The sequence below is a fragment of the Bacillus sp. AP8 genome, assembly GCF_000321185.1.
Classification (GTDB): domain Bacteria; phylum Bacillota; class Bacilli; order Bacillales; family DSM-1321; genus Bacillus_AD; species Bacillus_AD massilioanorexius.
Window position 1 is genome coordinate 120,480 of record NZ_CAPG01000003.1, and the last position, 13,894, is coordinate 134,373.

The 13,894-nt window shown below is 33.0% G+C and carries 11 protein-coding genes; 8 read left to right on the forward strand and 3 right to left on the reverse strand.

Annotated features, from left to right (window positions below):
- Nucleotides 1–463 precede the first annotated feature (463 nt).
- Both BN349_RS00735 and BN349_RS00740 read left to right on the forward strand, forming a co-directional pair.
- Nucleotides 464–2,215 carry an ABC transporter ATP-binding protein gene (locus BN349_RS00735; RefSeq protein WP_019240349.1) on the forward strand — a complete coding sequence of 584 codons (1,752 nt, stop codon included), beginning with the start codon at nt 464–466 and terminating at the stop codon, nt 2,213–2,215.
- Nucleotides 2,215–4,218, forward strand: coding sequence for an ABC transporter ATP-binding protein (locus BN349_RS00740; RefSeq protein ID WP_019240350.1), 2,004 nt, complete (start codon nt 2,215–2,217; stop codon nt 4,216–4,218). Before BN349_RS00735 ends, BN349_RS00740 begins: the two co-directional genes overlap by 1 nt.
- 320 nt (nt 4,219–4,538) lie before the next feature.
- Here BN349_RS00740 and BN349_RS00750 read toward each other — a convergent pair whose 3' ends face one another.
- Nucleotides 4,539–4,751, reverse strand: a complete 213-nt coding sequence (locus BN349_RS00750) for an alpha/beta-type small acid-soluble spore protein (RefSeq protein WP_019240352.1) — start codon at nt 4,749–4,751, stop codon at nt 4,539–4,541.
- A gap of 320 nt (nt 4,752–5,071) precedes the next feature.
- Between BN349_RS00750 and BN349_RS00755 the strand changes: the two genes are divergently transcribed.
- Nucleotides 5,072–5,314: a hypothetical protein gene (locus BN349_RS00755; protein ID WP_019240353.1), complete on the forward strand. Its 243-nt coding sequence runs from the start codon at nt 5,072–5,074 to the stop codon at nt 5,312–5,314.
- A gap of 434 nt (nt 5,315–5,748) precedes the next feature.
- On the opposite strand, the gene BN349_RS00760 is transcribed toward BN349_RS00755, so the two are convergent.
- Together BN349_RS00760 and BN349_RS24645 are read right to left on the reverse strand one after the other, a co-directional pair.
- Nucleotides 5,749–6,846: an ABC transporter ATP-binding protein gene (locus BN349_RS00760; RefSeq protein ID WP_019240354.1), complete on the reverse strand. Its 1,098-nt coding sequence runs from the start codon at nt 6,844–6,846 to the stop codon at nt 5,749–5,751.
- Nucleotides 6,847–7,060: 214 nt separating this feature from the next.
- A complete protein-coding gene (locus tag BN349_RS24645) occupies nt 7,061–7,939 on the reverse strand; it encodes a PucR family transcriptional regulator (protein ID WP_019240355.1) in 879 nt (292 codons plus the stop codon).
- A gap of 184 nt (nt 7,940–8,123) precedes the next feature.
- On the opposite strand from BN349_RS24645, the gene BN349_RS00770 reads away from it, so the two are divergent.
- From BN349_RS00770 to BN349_RS00790, 5 genes are all read left to right on the forward strand, one after another.
- Complete coding sequence (locus BN349_RS00770) at nt 8,124–9,257, forward strand: DUF445 domain-containing protein (protein WP_019240356.1); 1,134 nt, start codon at nt 8,124–8,126, stop codon at nt 9,255–9,257.
- A 58-nt stretch (nt 9,258–9,315) separates the two neighbouring features.
- Nucleotides 9,316–9,669 (forward strand): YlbF family regulator, encoded by a 354-nt coding sequence (locus BN349_RS00775; RefSeq protein WP_019240357.1) that lies wholly within the window; start codon nt 9,316–9,318, stop codon nt 9,667–9,669.
- A 291-nt stretch (nt 9,670–9,960) separates the two neighbouring features.
- Complete coding sequence (locus BN349_RS00780) at nt 9,961–10,827, forward strand: Cof-type HAD-IIB family hydrolase (RefSeq protein WP_019240358.1); 867 nt, start codon at nt 9,961–9,963, stop codon at nt 10,825–10,827.
- Between the two features lie 461 nt (nt 10,828–11,288).
- Nucleotides 11,289–12,782 carry a coproporphyrinogen III oxidase gene (locus tag BN349_RS00785; protein WP_019240359.1) on the forward strand — a complete coding sequence of 498 codons (1,494 nt, stop codon included), beginning with the start codon at nt 11,289–11,291 and terminating at the stop codon, nt 12,780–12,782.
- Nucleotides 12,783–13,078: 296 nt separating this feature from the next.
- On the forward strand, nt 13,079–13,876 hold the full coding sequence (locus BN349_RS00790; RefSeq protein ID WP_019240360.1) for an enoyl-CoA hydratase: 798 nt from the start codon (nt 13,079–13,081) through the stop codon (nt 13,874–13,876).
- Nucleotides 13,877–13,894 lie beyond the last annotated feature (18 nt).

Below are 13,894 nucleotides of genomic sequence, written 5' to 3' on the forward strand. Positions count from 1 at the left end.
TTAAAAGTTTAATACCCAGCATGATTAGTTTGAAACTTATAGATAGTGCAAATGGTATTATTGAACTATTGATGAGTGATTTTTCCTAGCAATGCTTGAAGTGGATAGTTTCCGGTGTTTATTTGTTTTTTTCTTGTTAAATGAAAGCTATTGACATTCATTTACAATGAGGTTATATTGGTAAAAAATGTATTCACGATACCACGAAAAGGAAATGGAGGGCTGATGAAAATGAAAAGAATTTTTATTTTTATTAAACATATAACAATTGAAGAATTGCAGCCCGCTCAAGTAATGTAATCTATTCCTTTATACATGGAGAAATTGTGCGCGTGCTGCTTATATAAATCGGTATGCGCTTTTATATGTTACATCCATTAAAGCTTTCGTATACTATTGCGAAAGCTTTTTGTGGTCTTTAACGAACAAATTATTTAGCAGATTAAGAGATGGAGGATGAGGGATGTTTGATGTCTATATAAAGCTTGGTTGGTTTTTTAAAGAGCAATGGAAACGATATTCAATAGCTATTGGATTATTAGCATTAGTAAATGTTTTAGTTATGATTCCAGCAAAATTAGTAGGTTGGACTATTGATGGTATACATCAACAAACGTTGACTGCGGAAACTGTAACGAAATATATCGTTTTTCTTATAATATTGTCTTTCGGGATTTATATTATCGGTTACATTTGGCAACGGAATCTCTATGGCGGTGCCTATATTCTTGAACGAAAAATGAGACATAATTTCATGAAAAAATTAATAAACATGACACCCACATTCTACGAGAAAAATCGAACAGGGGATTTAATGGCGAAGGCAACTAATGATTTAAAGGCCATTTCCATAACTGCTGGTTTTGGTATTCTTTCATTTACAGATTCCATTTTATATACAGCAGCGATTTTATGTACGATGGGCTTCACCATTTCATGGAAGCTAACGCTCTTTTCAATTATACCCCTTCCTATTATGGCGATGTTGATGCAGATTTATGGGAAGAAATTGCACACGCATTTTACATCCGCTCAGAAATCATTTGGAAAATTAAATGATTCCGTTTTAGAATCTGTAGCAGGCGTTAGGGTCATAAGGGCATATGTTCAAGAAAAACAAAGTGAAAAAAGCTTTAATAAAATGACAGAGGATGTATTTGAAAAAAATGTGAAAGTAGCAGTAGTAGATTCATTGTTTGATCCTACTATTAATGTACTTGTTGGGATTTCCTATTTAATTGGCTTAGGCTATGGAGCAAAGATGGTTTTTGAGCAATCCATTACACTCGGTGATTTAGTATCCTTCAATGTGTATTTAGGAATGTTGATTTGGCCAATGTTTGCAATAGGAGAATTAATTAATGTTATGCAAAGAGGAAATGCCTCATTAGACCGTGTACAAGAAACGTTAAATTATCAAGAAGATGTCCGAAATGCAGAAAATACAGTTGATCAATTAGCTATACCTGAGGAGATTATTTTTGAAAAATTCAATTTTCAGTATCCAACATCGGTAATCCAAAATTTAACAAACGTTAATATAGAGCTTAAAAAAGGTCAAACACTTGGTATTGTCGGTAAAACTGGAAGTGGAAAGACAACATTCATAAGGCAGTTGCTTAGAGAATATCCGCTTGGTAAAGGAAAAATCCTTGTTTCAGAGCATTCTCTTAATGAGGTAAAACTTGAAGATGTAAGAGGATGGTTAGGTTATGTACCACAAGATCCATTTTTGTTTTCAAGAAGTATCAAGGAAAATATTTTATTCGGTAAGCTAGATGCAACAGAAACGGAACTTCAGCAGGCTATTTATTTAGCTGATTTTAAAAAGGATTTAGAGATGCTACCAGAAGGACTAGAAACATTAGTTGGTGAGAAAGGAGTCGCCCTATCTGGAGGCCAAAAACAAAGGATTTCCATTGCTCGGGCTTTAATAAAAAATCCTGAATTATTACTTTTAGATGATTCGTTATCAGCTGTCGATGCGAAAACGGAGAAAACGATAATTGAACATATTCGAAAAGAGAGATCAGGGAAAACAACATTAATTGTTACACATAGAATGTCGGCTATTCAGCACGCCGATACGATTATTGTATTAGAAGACGGATTGATAAGTGAGAAAGGGACTCATGAGCAGTTAATTAAACAAGGTGGCTGGTATAAAGAACAGTATGAAAGACAACAAATTGAAGAAGGTGGGGAGGGAGAGTAGTGAGCACGGGAAAACGATTATTTATCTATGCATTAAATTTTAAAAAAATGATTATTCTCGCCTTGGTATTATTAACACTTTCAGTAGCAGCTGAATTGGCAGGGCCTTTTGTTGCTAAGAATATCATTGATCATCATATACTAGGTATTCAATCACATTGGTATGAAACGAAAAAAGGGAAAGATAGTGTTAAGTTTCAAGGAAATTGGTATAAAAGAGAGGATTATTTTTCTGCTAATGAAGAAAAAGGAGAAAAAGCTACAATCCTTCAAGATGGTGTAAGCTTTATTTTTACAAAGGAGCCTATATCACTAGATGCAAAAATAAAACTTGAAGGAAATAGATTGACAGCAGATGGGCAAACGTATAAGGTCACGATTTTATCACCAAATGAAGTCATGAATTTTTATAAGCCAGAGATTCCAAGAATTATTCGTCTGATTACTCTATATTTTGGCTTATTAGTAGTTGCAGCATTTTTCTTATATTTTCAAAGTTATTTCTTACAAAAGTCGGCTAATCGTATTATTCAAAAAATGAGAAATGATATATTTTCTCATTTATCTACATTGCCTATTCGTTTTTTCGATAACTTGCCAGCTGGTAAGGTTGTAGCCAGAATTACAAACGATACAGAAGCGATAAAAGAATTGTATGTTCAGGTATTGGCTATGTTTTTCTCAAGTAGTATATATATTGTTGGTATTTATATTGCATTATTTATTTTAAATGTAAAGCTTGCACTGTTATGTATGATTTTAATTCCGATATTAGTTCTTTGGGTTATGATTTATCGTAAATTTGCTTCAAAGTATAACCAAGTAATTCGAGCACGTATCAGTGATATTAATGCAATGATTAATGAATCCATTCAAGGAATGAATATTATTCAAGCCTTCAAACGAGAGAAAGACACGACGGAACAATTTGAAAAATTAAATGAGGAACACTTCACATATCAAAATAAAATGTTGAGACTAAACGCTTTTACTTCTCATAATCTTGTTAGTTTTCTTCAAAATATATTTTTGGTAGCTTTTATAGCGTATTTTGGGAATATTAGCCTGAGTGGTGAAGGAGTCTTATCTATTGGTTTATTATATGCTTTTATCGATTATTTGAATCGTTTATTTCAGCCAATCCAAAATATTGTTAACCAATTTGCAAATTTAGAGCAAGCTCTTGTAGCTGGGAATCGGATTTTTGAATTATTAGACGAAAAAGGAGAATCGGTTAGCACAAAGCATATTCCGAGATATAAAGGAAATGTCACTTTTCAAAATGTGTCTTTTGGCTACAAAGAAGGAGATTATGTATTAAAGGATATTAGCTTTTCAGCGAAGCAAGGAGAGACTTTTGCATTTGTTGGTCATACTGGTTCTGGAAAGAGTTCTATTATGAATTTACTTTTTCGTTATTATGATTGTCAAAAAGGAACGATAACTGTTGATGGTATAGATATAAAAACTATTCCACATCAAACATTGAGAGAGCATATGGGTATAGTGTTACAAGATCCTTATTTATTTACTGGAACAATTGCATCAAATGTAAATTTACAGGATGAAAGTATTACAAGGGAAATGGTAGAACAAGCGTTAACAGATGTGGGAGCGTTTAAAGTATTAAATCAAGTTGATGGAGGAATGGATGCACCAGTAGTTGAAAAAGGAAGTACACTTTCTTCTGGACAAAGACAACTGATTTCATTTGCCAGAGCTCTTGCATTTAAACCAGCTGTATTAATTCTAGATGAAGCAACATCAAATATTGATACAGAAACAGAGTTTTTAATACAACAAGCATTAGAGATTTTGAAAAAAGGCAGAACAACCTTTATTATTGCTCACCGATTATCGACAATTAAAAATGCGGATTGCATTTTAGTATTAGATAAAGGTCGAATCGTAGAAAGAGGAACTCACGATGAACTTTTGACGTTAAAAGGGAGATACTTTAACATGTACCAGATGCAAATGGGGACAGCTAAAGCAATTGTGTAATTAGTAGTGCCTTCACCATTTGTGTTCATATAACGTTCACCGTTACGTCATGGAAAATTACTTTTTTATTCCAAAAATGGAAGGTAACGTATGTTATTTTTACAATAAGAAAGATAACCATGATCATAGGGGGATGATTATTATGGAAATGGAACTTTTTTCAGTTACGCTTGCGATTGCTAGTGTCGTAACTCTTTTCTTCTTTGTTGGTTACACGTTGTTAACTAGACCAGAACAATAATATTAATGTGAATCAAATGAAAGCTCCATGCCTTTTTAAAAGGTATGGAGCTTTTCATTATTATTTAAGTATGAATTTGTTATTTAAATGAGCCACCTAATTGTTGCTCAGCCATTTGTACCAAGCGTTTTGTAATTTCGCCACCAACTGAGCCGTTTGCACGTGAAGTTGCATCTGGTCCAAGAGTAACACCAAACTCTGTTGCAATTTCATATTTCATTTGATCAATCGCTGCCTGTGCTCCTTGGACTACAAGTGCATTTGATGAATTTCTTGATGTTTGGTTTTGCATACTAAACCCTCGCTTTTTTAGTTTTTGATTAATTTTTTGCTGAAGCTTCAATGTAGCACATATGTAAGCATTAAAGATTTCAGCATGGTAATTTTGGTTGGGTCATCTGGAGTTGCACCAGCTACTAGATAAACTTGTTTCATCAATTGATTACCAAGTTATCGGCCCTTATATTTGGCTAAACCCAGTAAGTTGTTGCTTAAAAATAGTATGAGAGAATGTATAGAAAAATATGTTGGTAATTAATGGATTGTATGTTTGCTTTTTAAATTTTAAAAAATAGTAGAAGGAAGAGATTTAATGTAAAGGATGGATTAAACTTGTCTATTTGCCCTTTATGTAATGGTTTGCAAACGATCTGCCAAAACTGTCAACGATGCTCAGCCGAATTAGAAGACAAAGGAAAAATAACAGATTATCTCGATACCTATAGTGCATATGAAGATATTGAAACATTAAAACAGGTGGATGGTAATGAACATTCCATTGAAAATAAAATTTGTGTGCACTATTTTTTATGTGAACAATGTGGATTTGAAGAATACGTAGAAATCTTGGAATAACTTACAGGTGTTACTATTAAATGAGACGTTTAACCTCTCTCCATTATAATAAGTTACTTTGTGACAAATTATCTTTATTAGTCTTGGTTACTCTTAGGTGCTAAATAGAGAATATAATGAATGGCCATTGAGAGATTCCTATGACGAAATATAGGAATCATTATTCCCTATTTCAGCTGTAATAAATATCGATATAGGCTGTGTTCATATTCATTATTGTTAATAATTCATCTGTGCGCTTCGTACTTAGCGAGTGCCCAACCTGCTTGCTATGAGTTGTTTTATCTTGCTCGCTTCTCTAGCAGGAATACACAAGTTTCGATTTTTCAACAATCAACAGGAACATTCACAAAGCCAAGATAAAATAGAAGGCGTCCAATTAAAGCTCAGCTTTTTTTGGACGCCTTCGAAAATATGCTATGTTATTTCATTAATTAGCGAATTCGTTTTTCTGTCTCTTTATCGAAGAATTGTGCTTTATTCATATCTAAAGCTAAATCTAAGCTTTGTCCAGCAGAAACGATTGTACGAGAATCTACTCGTGCAACAAAGTCTTGGCCATCAATAGAAGAATAAAGCATAAATTCAGCACCCATAAGCTCGGATACATCAATATGAGCTGTAATCTTCGTATCAGGTGAAGATTGAATAAATAATGGCTCATCATGGAAGTCTTCTGGACGAATCCCAAGTATTAATTCTTTTCCAACGTATCCTTGATCACGTAGCATTTTCATTTTACCTTCAGGAACAGCTACTTTAGAAGTGTTAAATTGGAAGAAACCTTCTTTTAATGTACCATTTAAGAAGTTCATTGCTGGTGATCCGATGAAACCACCAACGAAAACATTTTCAGGATTTTCATATACTTCTTTCGGAGAACCGATTTGTTGAATGATTCCATCTTTCATAACTACAAGACGAGTTGCCATTGTCATTGCTTCCGTTTGGTCATGTGTTACATAAATTGTAGTTGTGTTTAGGCGTTTGTGAAGCTTTGCAATTTCAGAACGCATCGTTACACGTAGTTTAGCATCCAAGTTTGAAAGTGGCTCATCCATTAAGAATACTTTAGCATCACGTACAATAGCTCGTCCTAAAGCAACACGTTGACGTTGTCCACCAGAAAGTGCCTTTGGCTTACGATCTAAGTAAGTTTCTAATCCTAGGATTTTTGCAGCTTCTTGTACACGTTTGTCAATTTCTGCTTTAGGCATTTTACGTAGTTTTAAACCAAATGCCATATTATCGTAGACTGACATATGTGGATATAAAGCATAGTTTTGGAAAACCATAGCGATGTCACGATCTTTAGGTGGAGTATCATTTACTCGCTTTCCATCAATATAAAAATCACCTTTTGAAATTTCCTCTAAACCAGCAATCATACGTAGTGTTGTTGATTTTCCGCATCCAGATGGACCAACAAAAACGATAAATTCTTTATCTTCAATATGCAAATTAAAATCTTCTACAGCAGTAACTTTATTATCATAAATTTTATAAATATGTTCTAAACGTAATTCAGCCATTTTTACGACCTCCATTAATTCCTTAAGAATGTTATAGGTGTATTGTAAACGGTAACATTTTTTTGTGAAACGTGTACAGTGCACAAAAATGTAAGCGTGATTTTGTGCACTGTTGTTTTTACAAGATGATTTAGTTTTGTTCCTAGCTTCAGCACCTAAGATTTTCGAAGGTCTTATTTAAGTACTTGATACTAATATGAAGTGTTCTTTTTTCTTATAATAATAAAATACAGATGTATACTAACATAGCGTCATGGAAATTTTTTATATCTAGGTCCGTTTTTTCAGTGAACTTATCAATTCGATATTGTAGACTATTACGATGAATAAATAATTGTTTGGCAGTTAAAGTAGCATTTCTATTTAAGGTTAAGTAGGTTTTTATTGTGTGAATCATTTCAGTATCATTTGCCGTATCACCTAGTATTTCGTAGATATACCAATCTTTCTCTGAAACAATACCATTTGAGAGCAAATGGGGAAACAATGTTCTAATGGAATGGACTCTATGATTAGGCAGTTGCTGTAATCCAATCGTAAAACACTTTTTTTCCATCATATTGTGAAATAGTAGTTCTTCATTTACTTCGTGAAAGCTTCCAGCAAACAAAAATAATTTCACGAAAAAATCACTTTCAAATGCACTGATTATTTCTTTTAATTCTTCGAAGGGAACAATTTCATATGAATAATTCTCAATTATGTATCCGGAGTTCTGATTCTCCCAAATGAGTAGACTATCTTCTGAAAAAAAAGACAAGAAAGCTTCTTCTATATCTGAATGTGTGAAGGAAGAGCTTGATATGGAAAAATAAATAAGACGGATTTTACTCCAATTTGTAATAGGTAGTTGTTTACCTTGAGAGAAAAATTGATACCAATTTAATTGTTGCTCTGATTTATTAAAATTAAATGCCTGATCTGAGCTTTGGAAAAGCATGGTTAGTAAACGTTTTTCTTGCACTGTTAACTGCTTAATGGGAATACCAATCGAATTACCGTTTTCTGAAACCCAGAAATAGTCGTGAGCAGATTCGAGTGCTGTTTTTTCACTTACCGTATTAGGATAGTGACGTTTTAATTTATTGATCAAGATACATCATCCTTCTTCGTTAAATATCAATTCTGATGTTTGGATATAAACTAATAAAGTTGTTTATTATTTTACACTAAATCTCCAAGTGTATCGTTCCTAATTTGCTATTTTCCTACAAATTAATATAATATGGAACGTATAAAAGAGTAAGATCGTACTTTGATTAAAAGGGGCAGGACATATGAATAATGTAATCACTATTCTCTTTATGATTGTGATTGGTGCGGTAATTGGTGGTTTTACTAATTATTTGGCAATTAAAATGCTTTTTAGACCATATAATACGGTTTATGTATTTGGGAAAAAGTTGCCGTTCACACCAGGATTAATTCCAAAAAGAAGAAGTGAACTAGCTGAACAGATGGGGAAAATGGTTGTCGATCATTTACTTACTGCAGAAAGTATAAAACAAAAACTAATTACAAAGCAATTTCGCACGGAATTAATTCAATGGTTACAAGAAAATATAAGAAAATTAAAGCAGTCGCATATGACCATTGGAGAGATTTTAAATAAATTAGGATTTCCAAAAGCACAAGAAAATGTTGAAGAGAAGATAACAGCTATTACAAAAGCTGAAATCAATAAGTGGATTGAAATTCATAAGATAAATACTTTAGGACAGATTGTACCCAATGAATTATTTAATGTGATTGAAGAGAAGATTCCAGACTTTACAGAGTTTTTGTTAGGAAAAGGAAGAGATTATTTTAATAGTCCAGAAGGCAAAAAACAAATTGAAAGCATGATAGAGGACTTTTTTCGTGACAAAGGTATGCTCTGGAATATGCTACAAATGTTTATGAAAAACGAACGATTGGTTGATAAAATCTCTCCAGAAATACAACAATTTTTGAACAAAGAAAGCACGAAAGAATTAATTAATGAATTAATTCGTAATGAGCTGCATACATTGAAAGAGCGTACAGTTGAAGATGTGTATGAAAAATGGCGCATAGAAAGATTTATAGAACCATTGCAAAAAGAACTAATAAACATGTTACAATTAGAAAAGTACTTTTCAATGACAATTTCCCAGCTAGTTGAGCAAAACGAGGAAATACTTGTCGATAAGATTTTACCTAAGGTGATGGATGAAATCTTTGAAAGACTCTTTATACATGTAGAAATGTTTATGGAACACCTTCGTTTAAAGGATATTATTCGGGATCAAGTTGATTCATTTCCAGTAGAACGACTAGAAGAAATGGTTCTTTCGATAATGAAAAGTGAGTTAAGTATGATTACTTTTTTAGGTGCATTATTAGGGGGATTAATTGGAGTAGTTCAAGGGCTTATTGCTATTGTACTGTAAAATGATTCATCTATTAATCAGAAAAAGTGAAAACATAAAGATTTAAGGAGTGTTACCAATGAGTGTAAATGTCTATGATGTAGCTTACGAATTAGAAAAAGGTATTAAAGAAAGTAATGAATATATAGAATTGAAAAAACTTTATGAAGCGGTTAATAAAGATGAAGTTGCTAAGAAAATGTTCGATAATTTTAGAGAAATGCAAATGAAACTTCAACAGAAACAAATGATGGGTCAAGAAATTACCCAAGAAGAAGTCGATCATGCGCAAAAATTATTACAATTAGTTCAACAAAATGATACAATTTCAAAGCTAATCGCCGCTGAACAACGTATGAGCATGTTAGTGGCAGAATTAAATAAAATTATCATGAAGCCGTTAGAAGAACTTTACGGACCAATGATGCAATAAAAAGAAGAGTAAACTGAAAAAATAGATCGTCAACGACTTTGGTGACAGTCTATTTTTTTGTTCTTTTTGGATATTTTGCTTCTTAATTTATAGGGGATATCGAGAATGGTTTTGTTGAGAAGGGGTCACATCATTGTATAGAGAATAGGAACAATAAGGGAAGGATGATAAAAAACTAGTACTTCACAAAGTGATCGTAAATAAATGGTGCCGGCTTGTCTAATGTTCTATCATGTCCTTGGCTTTCATATTAATAAGAAGTACTACAATTACTTGTAAGGGGAGATCATCATGATTTATAAACTATTGGCGGTTAATATAGATGGAACGTTATTACAATCGAATGGCCGTTATAGCAAGGCAGTGAAAGAAGCTATTGAATATGTGGATTCGAAAGGCGTCACGGTTGTTCTTGTAACTTCCCGTAACTTTCAGGCATGCAAAAAAGTAGCGAAGTCTTTAAAAATCACTCCGATGATTGTAGCAGCTCAAGGGGCATTTGTTGGATTAAATATAACAAAGCCTTTATTTGTTAAAAAAATTTCAGAAGATACAACTTTAGATATAGTAAAAATTTTAGAGAATAGTAATTGCCAAATAAAATTAAATTATGAAGAACAGCAGGTTGCAAACAGAATTAATTTACCAGAAAATTTTTTAGGGAAAGCCGTTATGTATGTTAGTGAACAAACATTGTTTTCACAACACTATGTAGATCATATTAGTGATTATCTAAAAGATAATCCTTCTAATCCTTTAAGTATTGAAGTAGCTTTTTCAAATACTAAGCAGAAACAAGATATTGTGGAGATAATTAAAAGTATGTTTTCTGACATATCAATTGTTAAAAAAGAATCAGGAAGTATTCTAATTGTTTCAGAAGGCGTGAGTAAGTGGAATGGATTACAATACTTAGCCGAATATTTAGAAGTCAAAAGAAATGAAATGGTATCAATAGGTGATAGTACGGACGATCTCGAAATGATTGAGAATGTGGGAGTTGGTGTGGCGATGGGGAATGGAAATGCAATTTTGAAGAACGCAGCTGATTGGATTACCCGAACGAATGATGATGATGGAGTAGCGTATATGGTGAAGGAACTATTTCGTAAGCAATATCAGATTAAGTTTTTAGAAAAAATGAAGCTTTTGAAATAGTATACGGGGAGACATGATTCATTTTTCTTTGGTTACTAAAGTTCATGTAGCCATACTTGGAAAGACGAGAGAAGGGAGAAGCTACCCTCTTTTCGTCTTCTTTTTATTACCTACGTATATCTCCTTTTTGAAATGGAACATATTAATGAATGAAAATTTCAATAGATTTGTGATTCTCTTTTAGATACCGCTATACTAAATAGGATCGGTGGCGTTTTTTATTATAGACTAGAATGTATAAATTTGGACTTTGTTTATTGTCTAGCTTAAGCGTCTTAGCCCCTCGAGGTCATAAGTCAATCTGTTCAGAAGGTAAAGAACACCATCTAGCCAGTTTGTCTTATGCTGGTCGGGACTGACCAAGGCGCTTGCGCTTTTCTAATATATTGACCTTGTTATTTCGTTTATGTACACTATTAGCAGAAATCAATTGAAAAATATACGAATTAAAGGTGATTTGGTTGCAAATAGAAATTAGAGGATTGCAGGATGAAGGCTTTCATAGACCGTTAAGATTAATATTGAACTTGTTTTTTGAAGAGTCTAAGGTAAGCTTAACTCCGCTTCCTGAGGCAGAGCTTGAGGCGACTTTTCAATTAGAAGAAAAAGAGAAAATCGAAGTTTCTCTTCAGTTGAAAAATCGTGTCACAAATAAAGTTTATACGAGTTTTTGTGAAAAAGAATATAAAGGTACAGAGAAAAAAGAAGTGTTTAAGCAAATGAAGAATGCTGTATCCTTAGCATATTTAACTGCCCTACAGGAAATGACAGGAATTGAACAAAAGTGGGGCTTTTTAACGGGAATTAGACCAACTAAATTACTTCATAAAACACTACGAGCTGGTATTTCAAAAGAAGAGGCTCATATGATGTTACATGAACAATATAAAATTAGCGATGAGAAGATCCATCTAATGCAAGAAATTGTAGACCGTCAGTTGAAGGTAATACCTGATTTATATAGCTTACAGAGAGAGGTAAGTATATATATAGGAATCCCATTCTGCCCTACAAAATGTGCATATTGTACTTTTCCTGCTTATGCAATCAAGACGCAAAAGGGTAATGTAAATTCATTTTTATATGGGTTACATTACGAAATGCAAGAGATTGGTAAAGTTTTGAAAGAAATGAATATTAAAATCACTACTATTTATTATGGTGGTGGGACGCCAACGAGTGTTACAGCTGAAGAAATGGATGCTATGTATGAAGAAATGTATAGATCTTTTCCAGATGTAGAGAATGTAAGAGAAATTACGGTTGAGGCAGGACGACCAGATACGATTACGCCAGAAAAATTAGCTGTATTAAATAAGTGGAATATTGATCGAATTAGTATTAATCCTCAATCTTATACAGACGAAACTTTAAAGGCAATTGGTCGCCATCATACCGTACAAGAAACAATAGATAAATTCCACTTAGCCAGAGAAATGGGTATGAATAATATTAATATGGACTTAATCATTGGCTTACCAGGTGAGGGTGTAAAAGAGTTACAGCATTCCTTAGATGAAACGAAAAAACTCATGCCAGAATCATTAACAGTGCATACGCTCTCGTTTAAGCGTGCTTCAGAAATGACACAGAATAAGGAGAAATATAAAGTTGCTGATCGCCCGGAAGTCGAAAAAATGATGACTATGGCAGAAAAATGGACTGCAGAAAATAATTATCATCCATATTATTTATACAGACAACAAAATATTTTAGGTAACCTTGAAAATGTAGGATATTCATTCGAAGGTCAAGAAAGTATTTACAATATAATGATAATGGAGGAACAGCAAACGATTATTGGAATCGGCTGTGGTGCAGCAAGTAAATTTATAAATCCAGTAACGGGTGTAATTGAGCGTTTTGCAAATCCAAAAGATCCAAAGTCATATAATGATGGCTATGAGAAATATACGAACGATAAAATAGAAATTATTAAACAACTATTTAAATAAGTTGTAAATAGGGACCTCTGAAAAACACTTTTCAGAGGTTTCTACGTTCTATATCATTTGAATTTTCATATGGCACACGAAGAGCTTATCTTCTTTCTACAAAAGAAATTTAGAATATTACCCCTCATTAAGTGATCATGTTCAAATTTGAACTTTTTAGACACCTCCTTTTTATTCATAAAGTGCTTTTTGGTTTGAGTATTAAGAAAATTTAAATTATTAGTTTGCCAGTTATTCAGCTAAAGTTATAATAGAAATGAGTAAGTATTCATTACGAAATTTAAGGGGGAATTTTCTTGACAGAAGTCAATTTTGCTTCTCAAACAGATTCAGTATTAGTGCATAAAAAAGGGAAGGTTGCAACAATTGAATTAAACAGACCGAAATCATTAAATGCATTGGATGTAGATACTTTAAAAAACTTAGCACAAATTTTAAAGGATGTAAGTTATGATGATGACATTGATGTGGTTATTTTAAAGGGTGCTGGGAAAGCGTTTTCTTCTGGTGGCGATATTAAAATGATGTTGCAATTAGGTGAAGAAAAAGGCTTCTACTCAATTATGGATTATTTAAGTGATATCGCTGTTTCTCTTTATTGTATGCCAAAGCTTACAATTTGCGCTGTTCAAGGTGCTGCTGCTGGATTAGGTTTAAGTATTGCATTAGCGACAGACTATATAGTTGCAGATCGTGAAGCGAAGATAGCAATGAATTTCATTGGTATTGGTTTAATTCCTGATGGTGGTGCTCACTTTTTCTTAAGCGAAAGACTTGGCGATGCTAAGGCTAAAGAGCTTATTTGGGAAGGTAAATTAATGTCAGCAGAAGAATCTTTACAAAAAACCATTATTCATGAAGTGACAGATGATTTAGAGAATTCTGTTGAAGCAAAAGTTTCACAATGGCTTCAAAGCCCTCTACAAGCGATGATTCGAACAAAGAAAATTCTAGCAGAAAGAAAACGTCCAGCATTGCTAAAGGTTCTTGAGTTAGAAAAGTATGGACAAGCATGTATGAGAAAAACAGAAGATCACCAAGAAGGTATCCAAGCATTTGTTGAAAAAAGAAAACCTGTATTTAAGGGGAAATAAATAAAAAAAGACTGAAGC

Bases quoted from the DNA above. Each gene is read 5' to 3' on its own strand.
- BN349_RS00735 (WP_019240349.1), top strand. From the start codon at position 464: ATGTTTGATGTCTATATAAAGCTTGGTTGGTTTTTTAAAGAGCAATGG.
- BN349_RS00750 (WP_019240352.1), bottom strand. From the start codon at position 4,751: ATGCAAAACCAAACATCAAGAAATTCATCAAATGCACTTGTAGTCCAA.
- BN349_RS00760 (WP_019240354.1), bottom strand. From the start codon at position 6,846: ATGGCTGAATTACGTTTAGAACATATTTATAAAATTTATGATAATAAA.
- BN349_RS00770 (WP_019240356.1), top strand. From the start codon at position 8,124: ATGAATAATGTAATCACTATTCTCTTTATGATTGTGATTGGTGCGGTA.
- BN349_RS00775 (WP_019240357.1), top strand. From the start codon at position 9,316: ATGAGTGTAAATGTCTATGATGTAGCTTACGAATTAGAAAAAGGTATT.
- BN349_RS00780 (WP_019240358.1), top strand. From the start codon at position 9,961: ATGATTTATAAACTATTGGCGGTTAATATAGATGGAACGTTATTACAA.